General features: G+C 63.7%; 16 protein-coding genes and 1 tRNA gene. 4 read left to right on the top strand and 13 right to left on the bottom strand.

Annotated features, from left to right (window positions below; translation table 11 throughout):
* Positions 1-62: 62 nt before the first annotated feature.
* The 7 genes from EPN59_RS14650 to fdnG all read right to left on the bottom strand — a co-directional run bounded on the left by EPN59_RS14650 (position 63) and on the right by fdnG (position 9286).
* Positions 63-158: transfer RNA gene (locus tag EPN59_RS14650), tRNA-Sec, on the bottom strand.
* A gap of 38 nt (positions 159-196) precedes the next feature.
* A complete protein-coding gene (gene selB / locus EPN59_RS14645; RefSeq protein WP_293041312.1) occupies positions 197-2116 on the bottom strand; it encodes a selenocysteine-specific translation elongation factor in 1920 nt (639 codons plus the stop codon).
* Complete coding sequence (gene selA / locus EPN59_RS14640) at positions 2113-3579, bottom strand: L-seryl-tRNA(Sec) selenium transferase (RefSeq protein WP_293041311.1); 1467 nt, start codon at positions 3577-3579, stop codon at positions 2113-2115. Before selA ends, selB begins: the two co-directional genes overlap by 4 nt.
* A gap of 15 nt (positions 3580-3594) precedes the next feature.
* A complete protein-coding gene (gene fdhE, locus EPN59_RS14635) occupies positions 3595-4527 on the bottom strand; it encodes a formate dehydrogenase accessory protein FdhE (protein ID WP_293041309.1) in 933 nt (310 codons plus the stop codon).
* Between the two features lie 128 nt (positions 4528-4655).
* Positions 4656-5282: a formate dehydrogenase subunit gamma gene (locus tag EPN59_RS14630; RefSeq protein ID WP_293041308.1), complete on the bottom strand. Its 627-nt coding sequence runs from the start codon at positions 5280-5282 to the stop codon at positions 4656-4658.
* Positions 5269-6204, bottom strand: a complete 936-nt coding sequence (gene fdxH / locus EPN59_RS14625; RefSeq protein WP_293041307.1) for a formate dehydrogenase subunit beta — start codon at positions 6202-6204, stop codon at positions 5269-5271. Before fdxH ends, EPN59_RS14630 begins: the two co-directional genes overlap by 14 nt.
* A 10-nt stretch (positions 6205-6214) precedes the next feature.
* Positions 6215-9286 carry a formate dehydrogenase-N subunit alpha gene (fdnG, locus tag EPN59_RS14620; RefSeq protein ID WP_293041305.1) on the bottom strand — a complete coding sequence of 1024 codons (3072 nt, stop codon included), beginning with the start codon at positions 9284-9286 and terminating at the stop codon, positions 6215-6217.
* A gap of 201 nt (positions 9287-9487) precedes the next feature.
* Here fdnG and EPN59_RS14615 point away from each other — a divergent pair, with 201 nt between their 5' ends.
* Positions 9488-10831, top strand: a complete 1344-nt coding sequence (locus EPN59_RS14615) for a YihY/virulence factor BrkB family protein (protein ID WP_293041304.1) — start codon at positions 9488-9490, stop codon at positions 10829-10831.
* A 280-nt stretch (positions 10832-11111) separates the two neighbouring features.
* Positions 11112-12293: a porin gene (locus EPN59_RS14610; protein ID WP_293041303.1), complete on the top strand. Its 1182-nt coding sequence runs from the start codon at positions 11112-11114 to the stop codon at positions 12291-12293.
* A 216-nt stretch (positions 12294-12509) separates the two neighbouring features.
* Here EPN59_RS14610 and EPN59_RS14605 read toward each other — a convergent pair whose 3' ends face one another.
* The 4 genes from EPN59_RS14605 to EPN59_RS14590 form a co-directional block, all read right to left on the bottom strand.
* Positions 12510-13409 carry a LysR substrate-binding domain-containing protein gene (locus EPN59_RS14605; protein WP_293041302.1) on the bottom strand — a complete coding sequence of 300 codons (900 nt, stop codon included), beginning with the start codon at positions 13407-13409 and terminating at the stop codon, positions 12510-12512.
* 87 nt (positions 13410-13496) lie between these two features.
* On the bottom strand, positions 13497-13631 hold the full coding sequence (locus EPN59_RS14600; RefSeq protein ID WP_293041300.1) for a hypothetical protein: 135 nt from the start codon (positions 13629-13631) through the stop codon (positions 13497-13499).
* A gap of 111 nt (positions 13632-13742) precedes the next feature.
* Entirely contained in the window at positions 13743-14186 is a 444-nt protein-coding gene (locus tag EPN59_RS14595) for an HU family DNA-binding protein (RefSeq protein WP_293041299.1), read from the bottom strand.
* 278 nt (positions 14187-14464) lie between these two features.
* Positions 14465-15946, bottom strand: coding sequence for a PLP-dependent aminotransferase family protein (locus tag EPN59_RS14590; protein WP_293041297.1), 1482 nt, complete (start codon positions 15944-15946; stop codon positions 14465-14467).
* A 197-nt stretch (positions 15947-16143) separates the two neighbouring features.
* Between EPN59_RS14590 and EPN59_RS14585 the strand changes: the two genes are divergently transcribed.
* A complete protein-coding gene (locus EPN59_RS14585) occupies positions 16144-16581 on the top strand; it encodes a carboxymuconolactone decarboxylase family protein (RefSeq protein WP_293041295.1) in 438 nt (145 codons plus the stop codon).
* Between the two features lie 326 nt (positions 16582-16907).
* The gene (locus tag EPN59_RS14580; RefSeq protein WP_293046274.1) at positions 16908-17867 is read left to right on the top strand and encodes a glycosyltransferase; all 960 of its coding nucleotides are present in this window, start codon (positions 16908-16910) and stop codon (positions 17865-17867) included.
* Between the two features lie 79 nt (positions 17868-17946).
* Here the strand turns inward: EPN59_RS14580 and EPN59_RS14575 are convergent, their stop codons facing one another.
* Positions 17947-18783, bottom strand: a complete 837-nt coding sequence (locus EPN59_RS14575; protein WP_293041292.1) for a class II glutamine amidotransferase — start codon at positions 18781-18783, stop codon at positions 17947-17949.
* A 27-nt stretch (positions 18784-18810) separates the two neighbouring features.
* A complete protein-coding gene (locus EPN59_RS14570) occupies positions 18811-19491 on the bottom strand; it encodes a MarC family protein (protein WP_293041439.1) in 681 nt (226 codons plus the stop codon).
* Between the last annotated feature and the right edge of the window lie 213 nt (positions 19492-19704).

Here is a 19704-nt window from a genome sequence, read left to right as displayed (position 1 = left end):
CTTCCAGGCGGAAGTTTTATGGTTACCTCTACAGGGGTGCCGATCATGAAAATGAACAGGTATGGCGGAAAGCAGCCGGAGTCGAACCGACCTGGGAACGGCTGACGCCCCCAACCGGGTTTGAAGCCCGGCCGTACCACCGGATACGAATGCCTTCCTTCGCTAACCTGAATACGCGCCTGGCATCGCGCGATATTCAAAGCACATCGTTCAACCGGCTATCGGCACGCAGCAGGTGCCGTTCGCGCTGGAAGCGAGTATATCCAACGCGATCGAAGAACTCCAGGAGCTGGATCGCGCGCTTGCGCCCGAGTCCCGTAGCATCGCGAAACGCTGCGGCGCCCACTGCGCCGTCTCGTGCCTGCGCCAGCCGTGCAACGAGGCGCGCAAGTTCGTGCATGACCTCGCGATCGTAAAAGAGATCGCGTACGACCTGATACAGCAGACCGAGACGAGCCAGCTTGCGCAACAACGCGCGCACGTTCTCCTCGGGCTGACGTGTTTCGTTTGCAAGGTCCCGCGTCCACGGCGGATCGTAACGTCCTTGCGCGATCAACGATCTCAACAACGCGGCCAGCGCTTCCTCATCGGCATCGAGCCGCACCGTATGCGACGGCAGATGCAGCCACGGCCCGCTGCGTACGATGCGCCCTTCCCGCACCAGCGAATCGACCACCGCGCGCCACACCGCGTCACTCGCGAGCGGCATCGTCATGCGCCGCAAACGCGCCACGTCCGGTCCCTGTTCGTCCGGCGTACGTACGTGAAATTGCGCGAGCGCCTCAGCAACACGCGCGGCCATCTGTTCCCAGTGATGCCGCGCAATCACCACGCCCTCGTCCGCGCGCTCACGCGGTGCGATTTCAACGACATCGGCTGGCAGCGCCAGCACGTTCGCCGCGTAGCCGCTCAGTTGCGTGAGCACTGATCGTGCAATGCCGCAGGGTGCCTGCGCGAGCAACGGTTCGATGCGTTCTACGTCGAGCCACGTGCGCAATGCATCCAGCCACGCGATGCGTTCCGGCGTGCGGCGGCGCCGCGCCGGTGCGAAGGGATCGAGCACACGGCCGCCACCGACCGTATGCGTCGCCTGAGCATCCCTCACGATGAATCGGTCGCCGGGAGATACGCTTATCGGTGTTTCGAAAACGAGTTGCACACGCGCGCACTCGCCGGGCACAAGAGTCTCGCCCTCTAGCAGCACAACGTTAGCCACACGATGCATCGTCCCCAGGTGAACGTGCAGCGGCGACCAGTGACGCAGCGTAACGTCCGCTTCGTCGAGCAGTTTCAATTCGGCATCGAGTCGCGTCGTGGACTGCCCGAGCCTCGCATCGACAATCCAGTCGCCGCGCGCAATCTGCTCCCTGTCGACACCCGCGAGATTCAACGCACATCGCTGCCCCGCGCGGCCCGTTTCGTCCGCACGGTTCTGCGCGTGAATACTGCGCACGCGCACAGGCAATCCGGCTGGCGCAAGCAGCAATGCATCGCCCGTCTGCACGCGGCCCGCGAACACCGTGCCCGTCACAACCGTTCCCTGCCCCGTCAACGTGAACACGCGGTCCACGGCCAGCCGGAACAGCCCGTCGTCGCGCCGCGCCTGCCAACTCATTGCGTGCTCGCGCAAATAAGCGTCGAGACTTGCCACGCCTGCGTCGTCCGACCGGGTCGCCTGCGTCTCGAAGCACGGCGCATCGGCAAACGACGTGGTCGCAAGCCACGCACCAATCTCGGCGCGCACTTCGGCCATGCGCGCCGCGTCCACGCGGTCGGTTTTCGTCAATGCGACCGCGCCCGCGCTCACGCCCAGCAATTGCAGGATCGCGAGATGTTCGCGCGTTTGCGGCATCACGCCATCGTCGGCGGCGATGACAAGCAGCGCGAAGTCGATGCCGCACGCACCCGCCGCCATCGTATGAACGAGCTTTTCGTGACCGGGCACGTCGATGAAACCCAGCACGTCGCCGTTCGGCAGCGGTGTGTAGGCGTAGCCCAGTTCGATAGAGATGCCGCGCGCCTTCTCCTCCTTGAGCCGGTCTGTATCGACACCCGTCAGCGCGTGGACCAGCGTGGTTTTGCCATGATCGATATGGCCCGCCGTGCCGATGATCACAGCCGCAGCTCCGCGAGTTGCGCGATGAACGCCACTTCATCAGCGCCCTCGATGCAGCGCATGTCGAGCCGCAATGCGTCGTCGGCAATGCGCCCGATCACCGGGCGCGGTAACGCGCGCAACGCGCGTTCGAGCTTCATCAGCGCGCGGCCGCTGCCGACCTTGCCCGCGTGACGCACGACGAGTCCGCTGCCCGGCAACACGTCCACGGGCAGTGCGCCGCTGCCGATCTGGCTGAACATCGGTTCGACGCTCACCGCATACGCATCGCCCAGCGCGTGCTGGAGCACCGGCAACGCGCGCATCGCACTCTCCTGCATCTGCGCGACGGGACGCGTGAGCAGACGCAGTGTCGTGAGCCTTTCACGCAGAAATTCCGGCGTCTGGTAGAGCTTCAACACGGGTTCGAGTGCGGCGAGCGTAAGTTTGCCGACACGCAGTGCACGCTTCAGCGGATGCTTCTTGATCTTCGCGATCAAAGCCTTGCGACCGACGATCAGCCCGGCCTGCGGGCCGCCGAGCAGCTTGTCGCCGCTAAACGTGACGAGGTCCGCACCGGCCTCGATGGTTGTGCGCACAGTCGTTTCTGCAGGCAGTCCCCATTGCGTGAGATCGATCAGTGTCCCGCTGCCCAGATCCACGGCAACGGGCAATCCGTTTGCGCGCGCAAGCGGCACGAGTTCGTCAAGCCCGACGCTCTTCGTGAAGCCGCTGATGGCGTAGTTGCTGCAGTGGACCTTCATCAGCAGCGCGGTATGTTTATTGATTGCCGATTCGTAATCGGAAACATGCGTCCGGTTAGTCGTGCCCACCTCGCGCAGTCGCGCGCCCGCACGGCCCATGATGTCCGGAATACGGAACGCGCCGCCAATTTCGACCAGTTCGCCGCGCGAGACGATCACCTCTTTGCGCGGGGCGAGCGCCGCGAGCGAGAGCAGTACCGCCGCCGCGTTATTGTTCACGACCGTGGCCGCCTCTGCGCCTGTCAGTTCGCAGATCAGGTCGTCAATCAGATCGTCGCGGTCGCCGCGCTTGCCCGTTGCGAGATCGAACTCCAGATTGACGGGTTGCACAAGCGCCTGCGCGACCGCGCGCACGGCTTCATCGGGAAGCAGCGCGCGCCCGAGATTCGTATGGAGCACCGTGCCGGTCAGATTGAACACTGGGCGCAGGCGGTTTTGCGCACGCGCAGCGAGAACCTTCGTCGCGTGGTCGATCACGGACTCCGGCGCGAATGGCACGGCGGCGTCCGCGGGCACGATCAGCGTGCCCGCCTGCGCATCGCTGCGCCAGCCTTCGAGCGTCGCGCGAATGGCCGCCAGCACCTGCGTGCGCCCGTACGTCGCAATCAGCGGCTGCGCCTGCGCAGATGCGATAACACGCTCGACGGCCGGCATCTTCGCGAGCAACGCGTTCAGCGCGCGGGCGTCATCCCGCGCTTCCTGTCCCACGGTTTCGCTCATCGTGCGCTCGCTGGTTCATTGATCGGCGGGTGCTTCCGGCCAGAGCAGCGGATTCGGGCTCGCGCGCTGATAGCCCGCGTTGCTCATCAGGAGATCGAGCGTGAGGCTCGCGAGATCGTCAGCGAGCGGCTCGAAGTCGAAATCCTTCTCCTGATAGCCGATCTTGCGATACGTATGGCACTCGTCACACGATTCGGCCTTTAGCGCGGGATTACCGCCCTCGATACCGTGATACGCGATGCCCTTGGTGGAATCGCAATTCGTGCATTTCACACGGACGACGTGCGCCTCGGTCCCGCACAGACTGCACTGCGTGAAGCGATAACCGTGATACGCGCCGCCGATGCGCACAATGCTCGCGACCGGCGGCACGCCGCAAACGGGGCACGCGCCCGGCGCATCGACATAAGGCACGTCCTGAATATCGAGCCGGCTCGCGAGGTCGGTCCACACCACCTGGAGCGCGGCCATGATGAATGGCGCGGTCGCGGGCGCCACTTCGGCGTAACGCTGCGCGAGCAGCGCGTCGGCTTGCGCGTCGAGTTCCGCATCGCTCATCGTGCGCAGCACGTCGAGCACCTTCGCGAGCGCGGGCGTGATGGCGCCCGCCACTTCGACGCGATCGACCAGCCGGCGCAGTACATCGCGCCACTGCGGATCGCGTTCGCCAGACAGCGCGGGCAGGATCGGCATCGAATGACGCTGCGCATTCGCAATTGCGTCACGCGCAGGCATGCGCGCGCTGAAATGCTCCAGCGCGTGCTGCTGCGCGTCGACGAGCGCCGCCATCAGCCGCACATAACCGCCGATCGGATTGTGGTCTGCGAGCTGGCGCAACCGTGCGGCGCGTGCCGCAAAATGCGTCGCGCGTTCGGGTAATCGAATACGGGGAATGGCAGAGGGATCGAGCGCCTGAATTTCAGATGGGTCGAGGATACGTTGCGTCACGGCAGGTCTACTCCCCAAAGAAAAAGCCGCCGCGCCCAGCCGGGCCGGCGGCTTGCCTGCATGCGCCGCCCCCGGAAAGAGGCGGCGCGCGCCATGCGTGCTGCTCGTTGCGCGATGCTCGATACGCGCTATTTGATGCTCTCGCGGAACCAGCGCGGGTGATGCTTCTTCGCCCATCCCCAGGTCACCGTGCCGCTTGTCATCGCACGAATCGAACCCTTGACCCACAACGCCGCATAAACGTGGATGATGATGCCGACGATGAGCGCGAACGCCGCGACCGCATGCACGACCGAGGCGAGGCGGATGACCTCGATCGGAAAATAGATCGAGAAATAGCGCCGCCAGATCACGATACCGCTTGCGAGCAACAGCACGAGACAAACCACCATCAGGAAGAATAGCAGCTTCTGTCCCGCATTGTAGCGGCCGACTTCCGGCAGGTTGTCCTCGCGCTTGGCGAGCACGTCGCGGAATTTCCTGAGCCACACGCGATCCGCTGCGTCGAAGTGATTGTGATGCCAGAAGCGCAGCGCGAGGATCAGGAACGACGCAAACATCACGACGCCGATAAACGGATGCAGAATACGGTTCCATTGACCTCCGCCGAACAGCGCGGACAGCCAGAACATCGCCGGATGAAACATCGCGAGACCGGACAGCGCGAGCAGCACGAACGTGATCGCGGTAATCCAGTGATTGGTGCGCTCGTTGGCCGTATAGCGCACGATCAGCTTCGGTTCAACGTCTTTCATCGTCGCGCTCCCTGGGTTCGCCCCTGATGCTGCGCGCTTCTTCGCGCGCGGCCTCTTCATCTGCTTCCGTCACTTCGTTCGGGCCGTTCCGCACGTAGTGGAAGAAGCCCGTCAACGCCGCGAGCGCGATGCCCGCAAGCGCCAGCGGCTTGGCCACGCCCTTCCACAGCCGCACGAGCGGGCTGATGTGCGGGTCGTCGGGCAAACCGCTATAAAGCGAGGGCCGATCCGCGTGATGCAGCACGTACATGACGTGCGTGCCGCCCACGCCCTGCGGATCGTAGAGGCCCGCGTTGGCGAAGCCGCGCTCCTTCAGGTCCTCGATGCGCTCGGCGGCGTGCTGCTTCATGTCCTCTTTGGTGCCGAACACGATGGCGCCGGTCGGACAGGTCTTCACGCACGCAGGTTCCTGGCCCACCGCAACGCGATCCGAGCAGAGCGTGCACTTGTAAACGCGATGATCCTTCTTCGACAGCCGGGGGATGTTGAACGGGCAACCAGTGATGCAATAACCGCAGCCGATGCAGTTTTCCTCATGGAAATCGACGATGCCGTTCGTGTACTGCACGATCGCGCCCGGCGCGGGACACGCCTTGAGGCAACCCGGATCCTCGCAATGCATGCAGCCGTCCTTGCGGATCAGCCATTCGAGGTTGCCGCTCGTGTTCTCGTACTCCGTAAAACGCATCAAGGTCCACGAATGCTCGGTGAGGTCATGCGGATTGTCGTAGACGCCCGTGTTGACGCCGATCTCGTCGCGCAGGTCGTTCCACTCCATGCATGCCGTCTGGCACGCTTTGCAACCGATGCATTTCGTGACGTCGATGAGTTTCGCCACCGTGCCCGTGGCGGGCGCGCGCACGCCGGGCGGCGGCGTCGTGGTCGCGGACTGGCGTCTGATGTCGAGTGATTGAAGTGCCATGTCGCGCTCCTTAGGCCTTTTCGACCTTCACGAGGAACGACTTGAACTCCGGCGTCTGCGAATTGCCGTCGCCGACCGGCGGCGTCAGCGTATTCGTCAGATAGCCCGGCTTCGTCAGCCCCGTGAAGCCCCAGTGCAGCGGCACGCCGACGGTATGCACTTTCTTGCCCTCGATCATGAGCGGCTTGATGCGTTTCGTGACTACGGCCACGGCGATCAGGTGGCCGCGATTGCTCGTCACCTTCACGAGGCCGCCCTTCGATACGCCGATTTCCTGCGCCAGTTCCTCGCTGATCTCGACGAATTGCTGCGGCTGGATGATGGCGTTCAGACGCGCGTGCTTGGTCCAGAAGTGGAAGTGTTCGGTGAGCCGGTACGACGTCGCGACGTGCGGGAACGAGTCCGCTGTCCCGAACGTCTTGCGGTCGCCGGGGAACACGCGCGCGGCGGGATTGTTCGTGGCGAGCGGGTTGTCGCGATGGAACGGGTTGTAGCCGAGCGGATTCTCGAACGGCTCGTAGTGCTCGGGGAACGGCCCTTCGTTCATGTTGTCGCGCGCAAAGAAACGCGCGACGCCTTCCGGATTCATGATGAACGGCCCCATGCCGAGATCCGGCGCCTCATCCACCTTGTAGTCCGGCACATCGGCACCGGTCCAGACCGCACCGTTCCAGCCGACCAGCTTGCGTGTGGGGTCGAACGGCTTGCCCGCAGGATCGCACGACGCGCGGTTATACAGCACGCGCCGGTTCGCAGGCCACGCCCACGCCCAGTTCAGCGTCTGGCCGATGCCCGTGGGATCGGCGTTGTCGCGCCGGCCCATCTGGTTGCCCGCAGGCGTCCACGCGCCGCAGAAAATCCAGCAGCCGCTCGCCGTCGAGCCATCGTCCTTCAGTTGCGCGAAGCTCGAAAGCTGATCGCCCTTCTTGACGAGCACCTTGGCCGGATCCTTCGCGTCGGTCTGATCCGCGAGGGCCTTGCCGTTGTACTCCATCGCGAGTTCCTCGGGCGTCGGGCCGGCGGGATTCGAATACGGCCAGCTGAGCTTGACGATCGGATCGGGATACTTGCCGCCGTCCTTCTGGTACGCGGCGCGCATCCTCAAGAACAGGCCCGACATGATTTCGAGGTCGCTCTTCGCCTCGCCCGGCGGTTCGGCGCCCTTCCAGTGCCATTGCAGTACGCGGCTCGAACTCACGAGCGAGCCGTTTTCCTCCGCGAAACACGTGGTGGGCAGGCGGAATACCTCGGTCTGGATTGCAGCCGTATCGACGTCGTTAAAGACGCCGTACTTCTTCCAGAACTCGGACGTTTCCGTTGCGAGCGGATCCATGATGACGAGCCACTTCAGCTTGCCGAGCGCCTGCAGCGTTTTTTCCTTGTCCGGCGCCGACGCCATGACGTTGAAGCCCTGGCAGATGTAGCCGTTCAACTTGCCCTGGTACATCAGTTCGATGGTCTGCAACAGGTCATACGGTTTGTCGAGCTTCGGCAGCCAGTCGTAGCCCCAGTTGTTCTCCTTCGTCGCGTTGTCGCCCCACCAGGACTTCATGAAGCTCACGAAGAACGCGCCGTAGTGCTGCCAGTAGCTCAACTGATTCGGTCGCAGCGGCTGCTGCGCGCGCTTCTTGATGTAGCCGTCGTAGTCCTGCTCGGCTTCGGACGCGAGCGTCATATAGCCGGGCAACAGATTCGACATCAGCCCGAGATCGGTGAGCCCCTGAATGTTGGAGTGGCCGCGCAGCGCATTCATGCCGCCGCCCGCGACGCCGATGTTGCCCAGCAGCAATTGCACCATCGCACCGCAGCGGATCATCTGCGAGCCGATCGAGTGGTGCGTCCAGCCGAGCGCATACATGACCGTGGCCGCGCGTCCCGGCACCGCGGTGCTCGCGAGCATCTCGCACACCTTCAGGAACAATTCCTTTTGCGTGCCGCAGACCTTCTCCACCATCTCGGGCGTATAGCGCGAATAGTGCTGCTTGAGCAAGTTGTACACGCAACGAGGATGCTGCAGCGTCTCGTCGATCTTCACGAAACCGTCGTCGCCGATCTCGTAGTTCCACGACGATTTGTCGGGATACGCGTGTTTTTGCGGATCGAAGCCGGAATAGATGCCGTTGTTGAACGCGAAATCGTCGCGCACGATGAACGGAAAGTCCGTGTAGTGCTTCACGTACTCGTGCTGGATCTTGTCGTTCGTGAGCAGGTAGTTGATCACGCCGCCAAGAAACGCGATGTCCGTGCCGGTGCGGATCGGCGCATAGACATCCGCCACCGATGCCGTGCGCGTAAAGCGCGGATCGACCACGATGAGCCGCGCCTTGCGGTGCGCCTTCGCCTCCGTGACCCACTTGAAACCGCACGGGTGCGCCTCGGCCGCATTGCCGCCCATCACCAGAATCACGTCTGCATTGCGAATGTCGACCCAATGGTTCGTCATCGCACCGCGGCCAAACGTCGGGGCAAGACCTGCCACCGTCGGGCCGTGTCAGACACGCGCCTGGTTGTCGAATGCAAGCAGGCCCATGCAGCGGGCCACTTTATGCGTGAGGTAACCCACCTCGTTGCTGCCCGCGGATGCGGCCAGCATGCCTGTGGTCAGCCAGCGGTTGACGGTCTTGCCGTCGTCGGTCTTCTCGACGAAATTCGCGTCGCGATCTTCCTTCAGCAGCTTCGCGATGCGGTCGAGCGCCTCGTCCCACGAGATGCGCTTCCACTCGTTCGTCCCGGCCGCCCGGTATTCGGGATGCGTGAGACGGCTTTCGCTGTGGATGAAGTCGATCAGGCTCGCGCCCTTCGGACAGAGCGTGCCGCGATTGACCGGATGATCGGGATCGCCCTCGATGTGGAAGATGCTGGTCGTGGCGTTTTTCGCGCCATCACCGAGGCCGTACATGAGGATCCCGCAGCCAACAGAGCAATACGGACACGTGTTGCGGGTTTCAGTAGAGCGCGCCAGTTTGTATTGCCGGACCTCGGCGAGCACGGTGTCGGGCGCGAAGCCCATCAGCGCTAGACTGGAGCCAGCCAGCGAACTTGCCGTGACCTTCAGGAACTGGCGCCGGGACAATTGCAGCATGGCACGTCCTCGGCTAGTTGAGGGTGAATCCAGTATATGCGGATTTCGGCGACGGATCACGGAACATGTACACCGTGCGCCGCCGTCACAGACAAAAACCACGCTTGCTATATTGCACGGATATGCTGCGCCGCACCGGGCCCGCATTAGGCACGCCGAGGCGGCGCGCATCGTCTACACGCCGATTGCGGGACGGACATCATGGCCACGCTCTCATCCGAACGACTGCAATTTGCCGCGCGCAGGGAAGCCTCCTGGATCGTCGGCGCCTGCCACCAGTTCGTCGCCAATCGCTGTCCCGCGCTCGCCGCGAGCATCGCGTTCTACTCGGCGTTCTCGCTCGCGCCGACGCTCGTCATGGTGATCGCCGTGGCGGGCTGGTTCTTCGGCGCCGACGCCGCGCGCGGCGAACTGTTCCGTGAAGTGCATAACGTGCTTGGTAACGACGCCGCCGCAGGGATCACGACGATCGTGGCCAATGCGCACCGCGCAGGCGACGCAGGCGGCATCGCGGCGGTCATCTCGCTGTCGATGCTCGTGATCGGCGCTTCGGCGACCTTCTCTTCGCTGCATTCCGCACTCAACATCGTGTGGCCGCCCGAAGGCAAGCGCGCGGCCAGCGTCTTCGCGCTCGTGCGGGTGCGGCTCGTTTCGTTTTCGCTCGTGCTCGGCGTCGCGTTCCTGCTGATCGTCTCGCTCGTGCTCGATACGACCATCACATTCATCGGACAGTGGCTATGGGGCAACTCACCCTATCTGATGATCGGAAACCTGCTTCAGCTCGCGGTCGGTCTCGCCGTGCTCGCCTTCGCGTTTGCCGCGTTGCTGCGCTTTCTCCCGGACGCCAATGTGCAGTGGCGCGACGCACTCGTGGGCGGCCTCGTGGCGGCCGTGCTCTTTTCTGCAGGCAAGAAACTCTTCGCGCTCTACCTTGCGCATGCGGGCATGGCGACGGCATTCGGCGCAGCAGGATCGCTCGCAGTGCTGCTGATGTGGCTGTACTTTTCAGCGGCGGTGCTGCTGCTCGGCGCGGAATTCGCGGCGGCGCGCGCGCACCTGCACGACCCGCGCGGCGCGTGGGGTTTCCTTGAGGAAACACCGCCGGGCAGCCGCGCCAAACTCGCTTCGGTGCTGGCCGCAACCACGATCATGGCGCCGCACGACGGCCACGCGGTGCCGCGTTCCGGCTCGGCTGCTTTGCCCTCTTCGTCCGCTTCGTCTGCTTCGCCTGCTTCATCCGCTTCGTCCTTTCCAACCGGAAACCCGGCGGACGGCACCGCTGAAGCGCTGGCATTCGCAGCGCCGCCCCTGCACGCAGCGGCCGATGCTTCGACGCGCCATGACGGCGCAAGCCCGCTATTGCGCCGCTCCATGGCAAAAATGGAGGACGACGCAACCTACACGGCCGCGTTGACGCTCGTCCATACGGGCCGCACGGCCGCCGCCGCCGACCGTTTCGTCAAGCGTCATCCATGGAGTTCGGTCCTGCTGGCGACGGTCGCCGCAGTCGCCATGACTGCAGCCGCCGTACGCCGCCGCGCGTAGCGCGGCCCCCCCCCCCGCAGGCAGGCCGGCACGGCGCCAGCCCGCGCACCATTTAAGTGAATACGACCCGACTTGTATCAAATTTCGCAATAATGCAAAGACCACAATCCTACTTTGCAAAAAATGACATAGTCGCTCAATCGCCCGCTGCACAAGACATTCCGCCCGGTGTCAGGTTTTCGCGACAGTCATTTTTTTTCATTTCTGGAGTTTGCAGGAGGTGCGTTATTCTCCGATGCGCAACAACTAATAAACCAATCATCTGCGTGGAGAAATCTGGATGAAACGAGTCGCACTCTCGACCCTCTCGTTGGCGATGCTGGCAGCCGCCGGCACGGCCCATGCGCAAAGCAGCGTGACGCTGTATGGCGTGATCGACGAATCGGTCCAGTTCGTCAACAACGTCAAGAACGCCAACGGCGCGAACAAGAATGTGTTCGGCCTGGGCGGTCAAAACCTGCAGGGCAACCGCTGGGGCCTCAAGGGCAAGGAAGACCTGGGTGGCGGTCTGAAGGCGATTTTCCAGTTGGAAAACGGCTTTAGCCTCAACAACGGCACGTCCAGCAAGATGTTCGGCCGTCAGGCATATGTCGGTCTGGATTCCGCTCAGTACGGTACCCTGACGCTCGGCCGCCAGTACGACCCGATCGTCGACATGGTCCAGGGCCTCACGGGCGACGGCTACTTCGGCAGCACGTTCGCAACTCCGGGTGACGTCGACAACAACGACAACAGCTCGCGCATCAACAACTCCATCAAGTACACCTCGCCGGTTTGGAGCGGCTTCCAGTTCGAGGGCATGTACGCGCTGGGCGGCGTCGCTGGCCAGACCGGCTCGGGTCAGAGCTGGGGTGCGGCAGCTACGTACGGTATCGGTTCGTTCAACGTTGCTGCTGGCTATTTGAAGATGGACAACGGTTCGACGCTGGCTTCGCGCACGTCGGGTACGCCGCCCACGCGCGGCTGGTCGTCGGTCGCAACGGGCGACAACATCAACGAAAACCAGATCAACGCCGCCTACATGTCGGCGAAGTCGATCGGTATTGCCCAGGCTGCAGCGCAGTACGTCGCAGGTCCGTTCACGCTCGGCGCACGTTACAGCAACGCTCAGTACAAGCCGGATGCTTTCTCGGCATTCAGCTCGAGCCAGCACTTCAACACCGTGGGCGCTTTCGTCGGCTACCAGCTGAACCCGGCAACGCTGCTGGGCCTCGGCTACAACTGGACGCACGGCTCGGGCGACGTGTCGAACACGTACAACCAGGTCTCGCTGGGCGCGGACTACAACCTGTCGAAGCGTACCGACCTCTACGTCGTGGCGGCCTATCAGCACGCCAGCGGCCATCAGCGCAACACGGATGGCTCGATCTCGAGCGCCGGTGCAGCGATCGCTTCGTACAACAACGACTCGGCTTCGGACTCGCAATCGATGGTCAACATCGGCATCCGCCACAAGTTCTAATAGAACTGCGCAGCCGGACTTCGGTCCGGTGCCGGAACCGGTTTCTTACCGGTTCCGGTTATGCGAAAACGGCGTGGCCGCTAAAAACCACACGTTGGACCAACCAGCCCGCGGCGCAAGCCCGGGCTGGTTTTTTATGTCTGTGCAAATGATCGCCGCCCTCCGGTTCCCGGCGCACGTGGTTTAACCGCATAGATTGTCGGCCAGGCGCAAATATCAGCGCAGGCGGGCCAGCGCCGTCACCGCGTGATGAACGAACGCGTCTGCCAGCATCGACTGTGGCTGCTCCGCATGACGCGCGACGTGCACCGTTTGCGGCAGTACCGGCGAGAAGCGTTTGACGGCCACCCGCGCAGCCGCACCCGCGGCGCTCAGCGGATCGATCAGCGCGATTCCCGCACCCGCCTCCACCAGCATCACAATCGACTGCGCAAGCGTCGCTTCGATGCCCATTTGCCGCTCGACACCGCTTTGCTCGAACATGCGGTCGATCCTCGTGCGCGGCTCGCTCAACCTCGCGAAAGACACGAACGATTCACCCGCGCAGTCGGCGGCGTTCACGATGCGTTTGCGCGCAAGCCGGTGACCGCGCGGCACGATGCAGCGCAGCGCCCATTGCCCGAGCGCTTCCAGCCGCACCTGGGCATGCGCGACGGACGGTGCGACGAAGCCCAGATCGCAACGCTGCGCACCAACGTGCTCGACGACAGCCGCGGGTTCAAGCGCAAGCAGCGTCACGTCGACGCCTTCGTGCTCGCGCGCAAACGAAGCGATCACCCTCGGCAGAAAATCGGCGGCGAGGTCGAACGTCCCGGCGATGGTCAACGCGCCACGGCGACGTTCGCGAATTTGCCCCGCCGCCTGCGCCACCCGCTCGAGCCCGACGAACGCGCGCTCGACTTCTTCATTCAGCGCATAGGCCTCTGCTGTCGGTACGAGCCGCCCTTGCCGACGCGTGAACAGCGCAAAGCCGACGTTTGCTTCGAAGTCGGCCACTAGGCGGCTGACCGCCGGCTGCGAGATGCCGAGTGACTCGGCGGCGCGCGTCACGCTGCGCCGCTGCATCACGGCGTGAAACGCTTCAACCTGGCGAATCTGCAGGTCGGCTGCATTCATAACATTTTCAAATTGATATTTTCTTTGTCAGCACGATTACGCATGAATCATGCCGCAAGATTTAAAAAAATAGAGGCGATTGCCGAATTATATAGCCGCATCCTTATGCATAACATTGAAGCATGGCGCGATCGAATCAGGATTGTCGCGCCGCACATCCAGCACATCCAGCACATCCAGCACATCCAGCACATCCAGCACATCCAGCACATCCATTGCCATGCGAGCATCGTTAGGCGAGCGCCCACGAAAAATCCCCGCGGACGCGATGTCGGCGGGGATTCTTTGGGTACTCCTGGCGCACCGCAACCGGAAGGCTGCGGCGGGCGGCTATCAGGCTGCCGCTGCGTCCTTCAGCTTCTTCAGCGCACGTGCCTTCACGCGCACCGAAGCGGGCTTGGCCGGGAACCAGCGCTCTTCACCCGTGAACGGGTCCTTGCCGAAGCGCTTCTTCTTCGCCGGCACGGCCTGCACGACGATCTTCAGAAGGCCCGACAGCGTGAATTCGCCTGCGCCCTTCTTGTGGACCGAACCGAGGATCGTGTCTTCCAGCGCGGCGAGCACGGCCTTGGCAGCCTTCGGCTCGACGCCTGCGCGCTCAGCGACGTGAGCAGCCAGCGAGGCCTTCGTGAAGGTGTCCTTGATCGGCGACAGAGCGCCGGACGCCTTCACGACGACCTTCTTAGCTGCAGCCGTCTTGGCGGGCGCTTTCTTTGCGGCAACCTTCTTGGCCGGGGCAGCTGCCTTTTTGGCCACTTTCTTTGCGGAAGTCGGCATGTTTCTCCTACCAGTGTTGGTCAGTGAATCGGCGAAGCACCGCAGAATGCATGTGCTTCAACGGCGGATTCTACAAGCGTGCGGGCGTTTTGCGTGACTCTTTTGCATCGCCGACGAAAAATTGTTGCGCGGCGCTGACTGCCCGGCTCATTTTGACGCTTGTTTACAGGGGTAAACGGACTTGTTGCATCCTCGGTTACCCTGACCCGGCGACATCGAAGCGCAGGCGCTCTTCGCAAAAACACCGAAACGTACGGCATTTTTCGCGTGCCCGCGCGTCAGAATGTGCGCATCAGCGCGGCGAGCGACGTCATCGCGGCGTCGATCTGCCCGACTTCGACGCCGCCATAACCGAACATAAAACCGCTTTGCACAGGGGCTTTCACATAAAACGGCGCGAGCGGGTGCAATCCAATCGACGCCGCACGCGCGGCCTTGACGAGTGCCGCCTGGTCGACCGGCGCCGCGAGCCGCACCGCAAGGTGCAAACCGGCCGTGTTGGGCAGCACCGGCTCGAACCACGGCGCAAGCGGGCCACGCAGATGCGCGAGCAAGCTCGCCCGCCGCACCGAATAGATCTGCTGCATGCGGCGCAGATGCCGCGCGAACTGGCCGTTGAGCATGAAATTCGCAAGCGCCGTCTGCGTGAGCACGCAACCGTGCCAGCCGCCCACCTGGCGCGCATGAGCAAGCGGCGCCGCCAGCGTCGCGGGCGGCACGACGTAGCCCACGCGCAACTCCGGAAAGATCGTCTTGGAAAACGTGCCAACGTAGGCGACCAGTCCCGCGTTGTCGAGGCTCTTGAGCGGTTCGAGCGAACGCCCTTCGAAACGGTACTCGCAGTCGTAGTCGTCTTCGACGACGACTGCGCCGCGCGCCTGCGCCCATTCGAGCAGCGCGACGCGGCGCGCAAGGCTCATCGGCATGCCGAGCGGAAACTGGTGCGAGGGCGTCACGTAGACGAGCCGCGCCGTCTTCGGCAAACGCGCGACGATCAGCCCTTCGTCGTCCACCGGCACCGGCACCACCTTCGCACCAAGCGCCTCGAACGCGACGCGCGCCGGCGGATAGCCAGGGTCCTCCACCGCCACCACGTCGCCGGGACGCAACATCACGCGCGCAAGCAAATCAAGCGCGTGCTGTGCGCCCTGCGTGACGATCACGTCCTCCCAGTCGCACTGAACCGCGCGATTGAAGGCCAGGTAGCGCGACACGGCCAGCCGCAAGCTCTGCTCGCCCGCCGGATCGTGGTACATGCCGTGGCCGCGAACCTGGACACGCAGCGCGTCGTTGATGCAGCGGCGCCAGGCGTCGAACGGAAAACACGACTTGTCGGTCACACCGCCCGCGAAATCGCACGCAAGCCGCGCGTCGAGACCCGGCATGGGCACGGCTTGCGCATGCGCCTGCCACCAGGGCTGAGCCTCGACGCCGCGCGACACGTTCGTCTCGCGACTGCCTCGGCTCACGGCACGAATCTGCGGATTCGCATGGCCGTGCTCGCGCGCGGGAAGATGCTCGAGCGCATCGGCAACAAACGTCCCCGAACCGCGCCTGGCGCTCAGATAGCCTTCGGCGAGCAGCCGCTCGAACACGTCGAGCGTGGTTTTGCGCGACACGCCGAGCTGAAGTGCGAGATCGCGCGTGGACGGCAACCGCGTGCCGCCCGTCAGCCGGCCGTCGACGATGCTGGTGCGCAGTTGCCGGTAGATCTGACCAGCCAGATCGCGACGGCCCGAGACGGTGACGTGCAGTTCCATGAGCGTGATGAAGAAGATGAAGAAGAAGTCGAACCGGTTATCGTGGTGGTTAAGGGGGCGACCGGGAGGGTTACAGAAGTGGTTACCTGAAATTTTGCCAGAATGGCTATTTCAAGGTGCCTGCCACACGCCTAGAGTGACGTCCGTAGTCTTTCGCAACGCAGTTCGGCCCACAGCATTCGAGGAGGTGAATCGTCATGCAATCACGTCTGGATTTCTACAAGGTCAGTCCCGAAGGTACGAAGGCAATGCTGGCGCTCGAAGAGCGCGTGAGCAAAAGCTCGATCGAGAAGCCGCTTGCGGAACTGGTGCGCCTGCGCGCCTCGCAGATCAACGGCTGTGCATTCTGTGTCGATATGCACACCACGGACGCGCGCAAGGGCGGCGAAACCGAACGCAGGCTCGCGACCGTCACGGTATGGCGCGAGGCGCCATTCTTCACCGAGCGCGAGCGCGCGGCGCTCGAATGGACCGAAGCGGTCACGCTGCTTTCGCAAACCCATGTCCCCGACGATGTCTGGGAACGCGTGAAGCCGCACTTCACCGACCAGGAAATCGCCGACCTGACCATGCTGATCATCGCGATTAACGGCTGGAACCGCATCGCCGTCTCGTTCCGCAAAATACCGGCGTAAGCGCACCGGCACGCACTCAAGCCACCAGGCGCCCGGGCATACACGATGTCCGGGCGCCTGTTTTTTTCCCAATTTCGCATACGAAATAGCGCACTCTAGCCCGGCGAGACGGCTCGCCAACCGCATTGGGCACGACGTTTGCTTGAACATTTGCAGGGCGTGCGCCTGCGTCGCCTACGTCGGCTGAGTACACGAATACGCACACGAATACGTGCACAGGTAGGCGTCTCACTCGCGCCAACGCGCGCAGGTGCACACCACGTGCCAACGGCGTATGCTCATAGCACGACTACAACATTCAGGCCGGCTCGCGCCGCACGATCGCGATGAACGCCTCCACTCATGCCTCGGGTTCCCAGCCCGTACCACGCGTGACCGTGGTCGTGCTGACACGCAACCATGTCCACCAGACAGTCGACACTGTGGCCCGCCTCATGGCGCTGCCTGAGCACCCCACTGTGATCGTGGCCGATAACGGCTCCAGCGATACGACCGTCAGCCTGCTCGCATCACTCTTTCCGCAGTTGCGCATCGTCCAGGGGCTGTGCGATCTGGGCATGACCGGCTTCAACCGCGCAGTCGCGCTCGCGCACACCGACTACGTGGCGTGCTGCGACGACAGCACCTGGTTCGCACCCGGTGCGCTCGCGCGCGCGACCCAGTTGCTGGACGCTCATCCGCAGATTGCCGTGATCAGCGCGTGCGTGGCAGACGAAGCCGAACGTGAAATCCATCCTGCGTGCCAGATGCTGAGCGCCACGTCGCCTGGCGGCGTCGGCCTGCCCGGCCCCGCACTCGTGAATTTCATGGCGGGCGCATGTATCTTCCGCGCAAGCGTGATGAGCGAACTCCACCGTTACGAGGAGCGCCTCTCGCACGGCGGCGCCGAAGAACTCGTAGCGCTGGACCTGCTCGCTGCAGGTCACTCGATCGTCTATTGCGAAGGGGCGCTTGCGCATCGCGAGCCGCTGTATCGCTGGTTCACGCGTGCGCAGCACTGCACGCTCGCGCGCAACTCGGCCTGGGTCGCATGGATGCGCCTGCCGCTGCGCGACGCGCTCGCCGCAACCGGCCGCGCACTCGCCGTCTTCGCGCGTCAGCGCTCGCTCGGCCCCGCGGGTTTTGCGATGCTGCGCGGCGCCTTCTGGGCGCTGCGCCGCCGCCACGTGGTTCCGCCGCATGTCGTGCAGCTCACGCGCCAGGTGAGACGCGCCGAGCACCACGTGCGTATCGGCGTACCGGCGATGGCCGAAAAATACGACCGCTCCGGGCAAAGTGCATGGTGAGCCGCGCTGCGCGTCAATCCCATAGCCCGACGCGAAGCGCCGATGCAAGCCCCGAAGTAAGCCCCGATGTAAGCCCCATTCACTGCGGCGTGACCGGCACGAACTGCCGGTACTCCACCTGCGGGCCGCGCACGATGATCGCCGTTGCCTCGGGCACCTCGGCCCAGACATCGGGCAGATCGACGAGCGGCTCCGAAACGATCAGATAGGCATCCTCGCCTGCCGCCGCGATGCGCGGATCGTCGGGATAGAGTTCGTGCAGATGCTTGAACGACGTGCTGTGAAAGAGCGAGCGCGAATTGCCTTCGCTGGAGTACCGCACGGCCACCATTTGCTCGCCGTCGCACGCGCACACGGTCATGTTGAGCGGATCGTCGATCCCATGCCTGCGTGCGGCCGCCTCGACGAAACCCGCCATGCGTTCCAGCGCGGGCACGGGCTCACGTTCGAGGCCGAAGGTCATCGCGAGATAGAACATGACTTCGGAATCGGTGGAGCCTTCGAGCGCGCTAAAGCGCCCCGGCTCGATGGCGACGAGCAGTTCGCGGCGCACGAGCGGGAAGCTCTGAATCAGGCCGTTGTGCGCGAATATCCAGCGCCGGTGGCGAAACGGATGGCAATTGGTTTCCTGCACGGGCGTATGCGTCGCGGAACGGACGTGCGCGACGAACATCGGCGCCGACACCGCGCGCGCAAGCTCGCGCAGATTGCGGTCGTTCCACGCGGGCTGGATGCTGCGGTAGCGATACGGAATGTCATGCGGATGCTGATACCAGCCCAGCCCGAAGCCGTCGCCATTGGTGGTCGTCGCGCCGAGCTTCGAATGCAGGCTCTGGTCGATCAGCGAATGTCGCGAGCGAAACAGGACGGTTTCGAGTTGAACGGCATTGCCGGAATAGGCGAGCCAACGGCACATGATGCACTCCTTCGAACGGACAGGTGCTCACTTTGCGGCGTGCAGATCCGCAATCGGCGTGAGAAAACCCTCGAGGCCCGTCAAGATGATCTGCACGCCAATGCACAGCAGCAGGAACGACGATACACGCATCGCCACGCGCGTGCCCTCCGTGCCCAGGTATTTCGGCAGGTGCGCCGCACGGCTGTAGACAAAGAAAATCACGATCGTCACGAGCACCGAGATCACGATCGACGCGATGCTCGACATCACCCAGGCGGAAATCTGGTGGGTACGGTTGGCGCTCAGCGCAATCGCCGTGGCGATCGAGCCCGGGCCGGTGGTGAGCGGCACGGTGAGCGGAAAAAACGCCTTGCTGGAAGTCGTTCCGCCATCGACCGGCTTGAGCGCCGCATCGTCCGCCACGGCCGGTACGACCTCGGGCGCGGTAAGCATCTGCCAGCCGCTCACCGCGACGGCGAGGCCGCCGCCGATACGCAGTGCCTCCATCGAAATACCGAAGAAATGCAGGATCGGCATGCCGACAAAGAACGCGACGAGCAGCACGAAGAACGCATTGATCGCCACGCGCTTCGCGAGCACGCGGCGCGCCGCGTCGGTGAGCGTCGAGGTGCGGTCGAGAAAGACGAACGCGCCACCGAACGGATTGATGATGCTGATAAGGCCGGTGAAGCCGAAAAGTATTTCTGAAATCAGGCTGTCGATCATGGCGTCGAACCAATTGCTGAGAAGGCCGGTGAAGAAACCGGAAAGTATTTCTGAAGTCAGATTATCCAGACTATCGATCATGGCGTCGCTCCGGTTGAAGCGGCGCGCGCGGCAGCCGGGGCTGCGTGAAGTGTAACTGGATCGGCGCCGGGCGCAATCACTGCCCGCCAGGCGAGCGATGCGGCCGCACCCGGTCACACGTTTTCCTTTCGG

This window comes from Paraburkholderia sp. (assembly GCF_004298475.1).
Lineage (GTDB): Bacteria > Pseudomonadota > Gammaproteobacteria > Burkholderiales > Burkholderiaceae > Paraburkholderia > Paraburkholderia denitrificans.
The sequence above is the reverse complement of the archived record's forward strand: the minus strand, read 5'-3'. Positions and strand labels throughout refer to the sequence as shown.

Excerpts from the sequence above, each read along its gene's own strand:
- selA (WP_293041311.1), bottom strand. The coding sequence starts at position 3,579 with ATGAGCGAAACCGTGGGACAGGAAGCGCGGGATGACGCCCGCGCGCTG.
- EPN59_RS14630 (WP_293041308.1), bottom strand. The coding sequence starts at position 5,282 with ATGAAAGACGTTGAACCGAAGCTGATCGTGCGCTATACGGCCAACGAG.
- fdxH (WP_293041307.1), bottom strand. The coding sequence starts at position 6,204 with ATGGCACTTCAATCACTCGACATCAGACGCCAGTCCGCGACCACGACG.
- EPN59_RS14615 (WP_293041304.1), top strand. The coding sequence starts at position 9,488 with ATGGCCACGCTCTCATCCGAACGACTGCAATTTGCCGCGCGCAGGGAA.
- EPN59_RS14610 (WP_293041303.1), top strand. The coding sequence starts at position 11,112 with ATGAAACGAGTCGCACTCTCGACCCTCTCGTTGGCGATGCTGGCAGCC.
- EPN59_RS14605 (WP_293041302.1), bottom strand. The coding sequence starts at position 13,409 with ATGAATGCAGCCGACCTGCAGATTCGCCAGGTTGAAGCGTTTCACGCC.
- EPN59_RS14600 (WP_293041300.1), bottom strand. The coding sequence starts at position 13,631 with ATGGCAATGGATGTGCTGGATGTGCTGGATGTGCTGGATGTGCTGGAT.
- EPN59_RS14595 (WP_293041299.1), bottom strand. The coding sequence starts at position 14,186 with ATGCCGACTTCCGCAAAGAAAGTGGCCAAAAAGGCAGCTGCCCCGGCC.
- EPN59_RS14590 (WP_293041297.1), bottom strand. The coding sequence starts at position 15,946 with ATGGAACTGCACGTCACCGTCTCGGGCCGTCGCGATCTGGCTGGTCAG.
- EPN59_RS14585 (WP_293041295.1), top strand. The coding sequence starts at position 16,144 with ATGCAATCACGTCTGGATTTCTACAAGGTCAGTCCCGAAGGTACGAAG.
- EPN59_RS14580 (WP_293046274.1), top strand. The coding sequence starts at position 16,908 with ATGAACGCCTCCACTCATGCCTCGGGTTCCCAGCCCGTACCACGCGTG.
- EPN59_RS14575 (WP_293041292.1), bottom strand. The coding sequence starts at position 18,783 with ATGTGCCGTTGGCTCGCCTATTCCGGCAATGCCGTTCAACTCGAAACC.
- EPN59_RS14570 (WP_293041439.1), bottom strand. The coding sequence starts at position 19,491 with ATGATCGACAGCCTGATTTCAGAAATACTTTTCGGCTTCACCGGCCTT.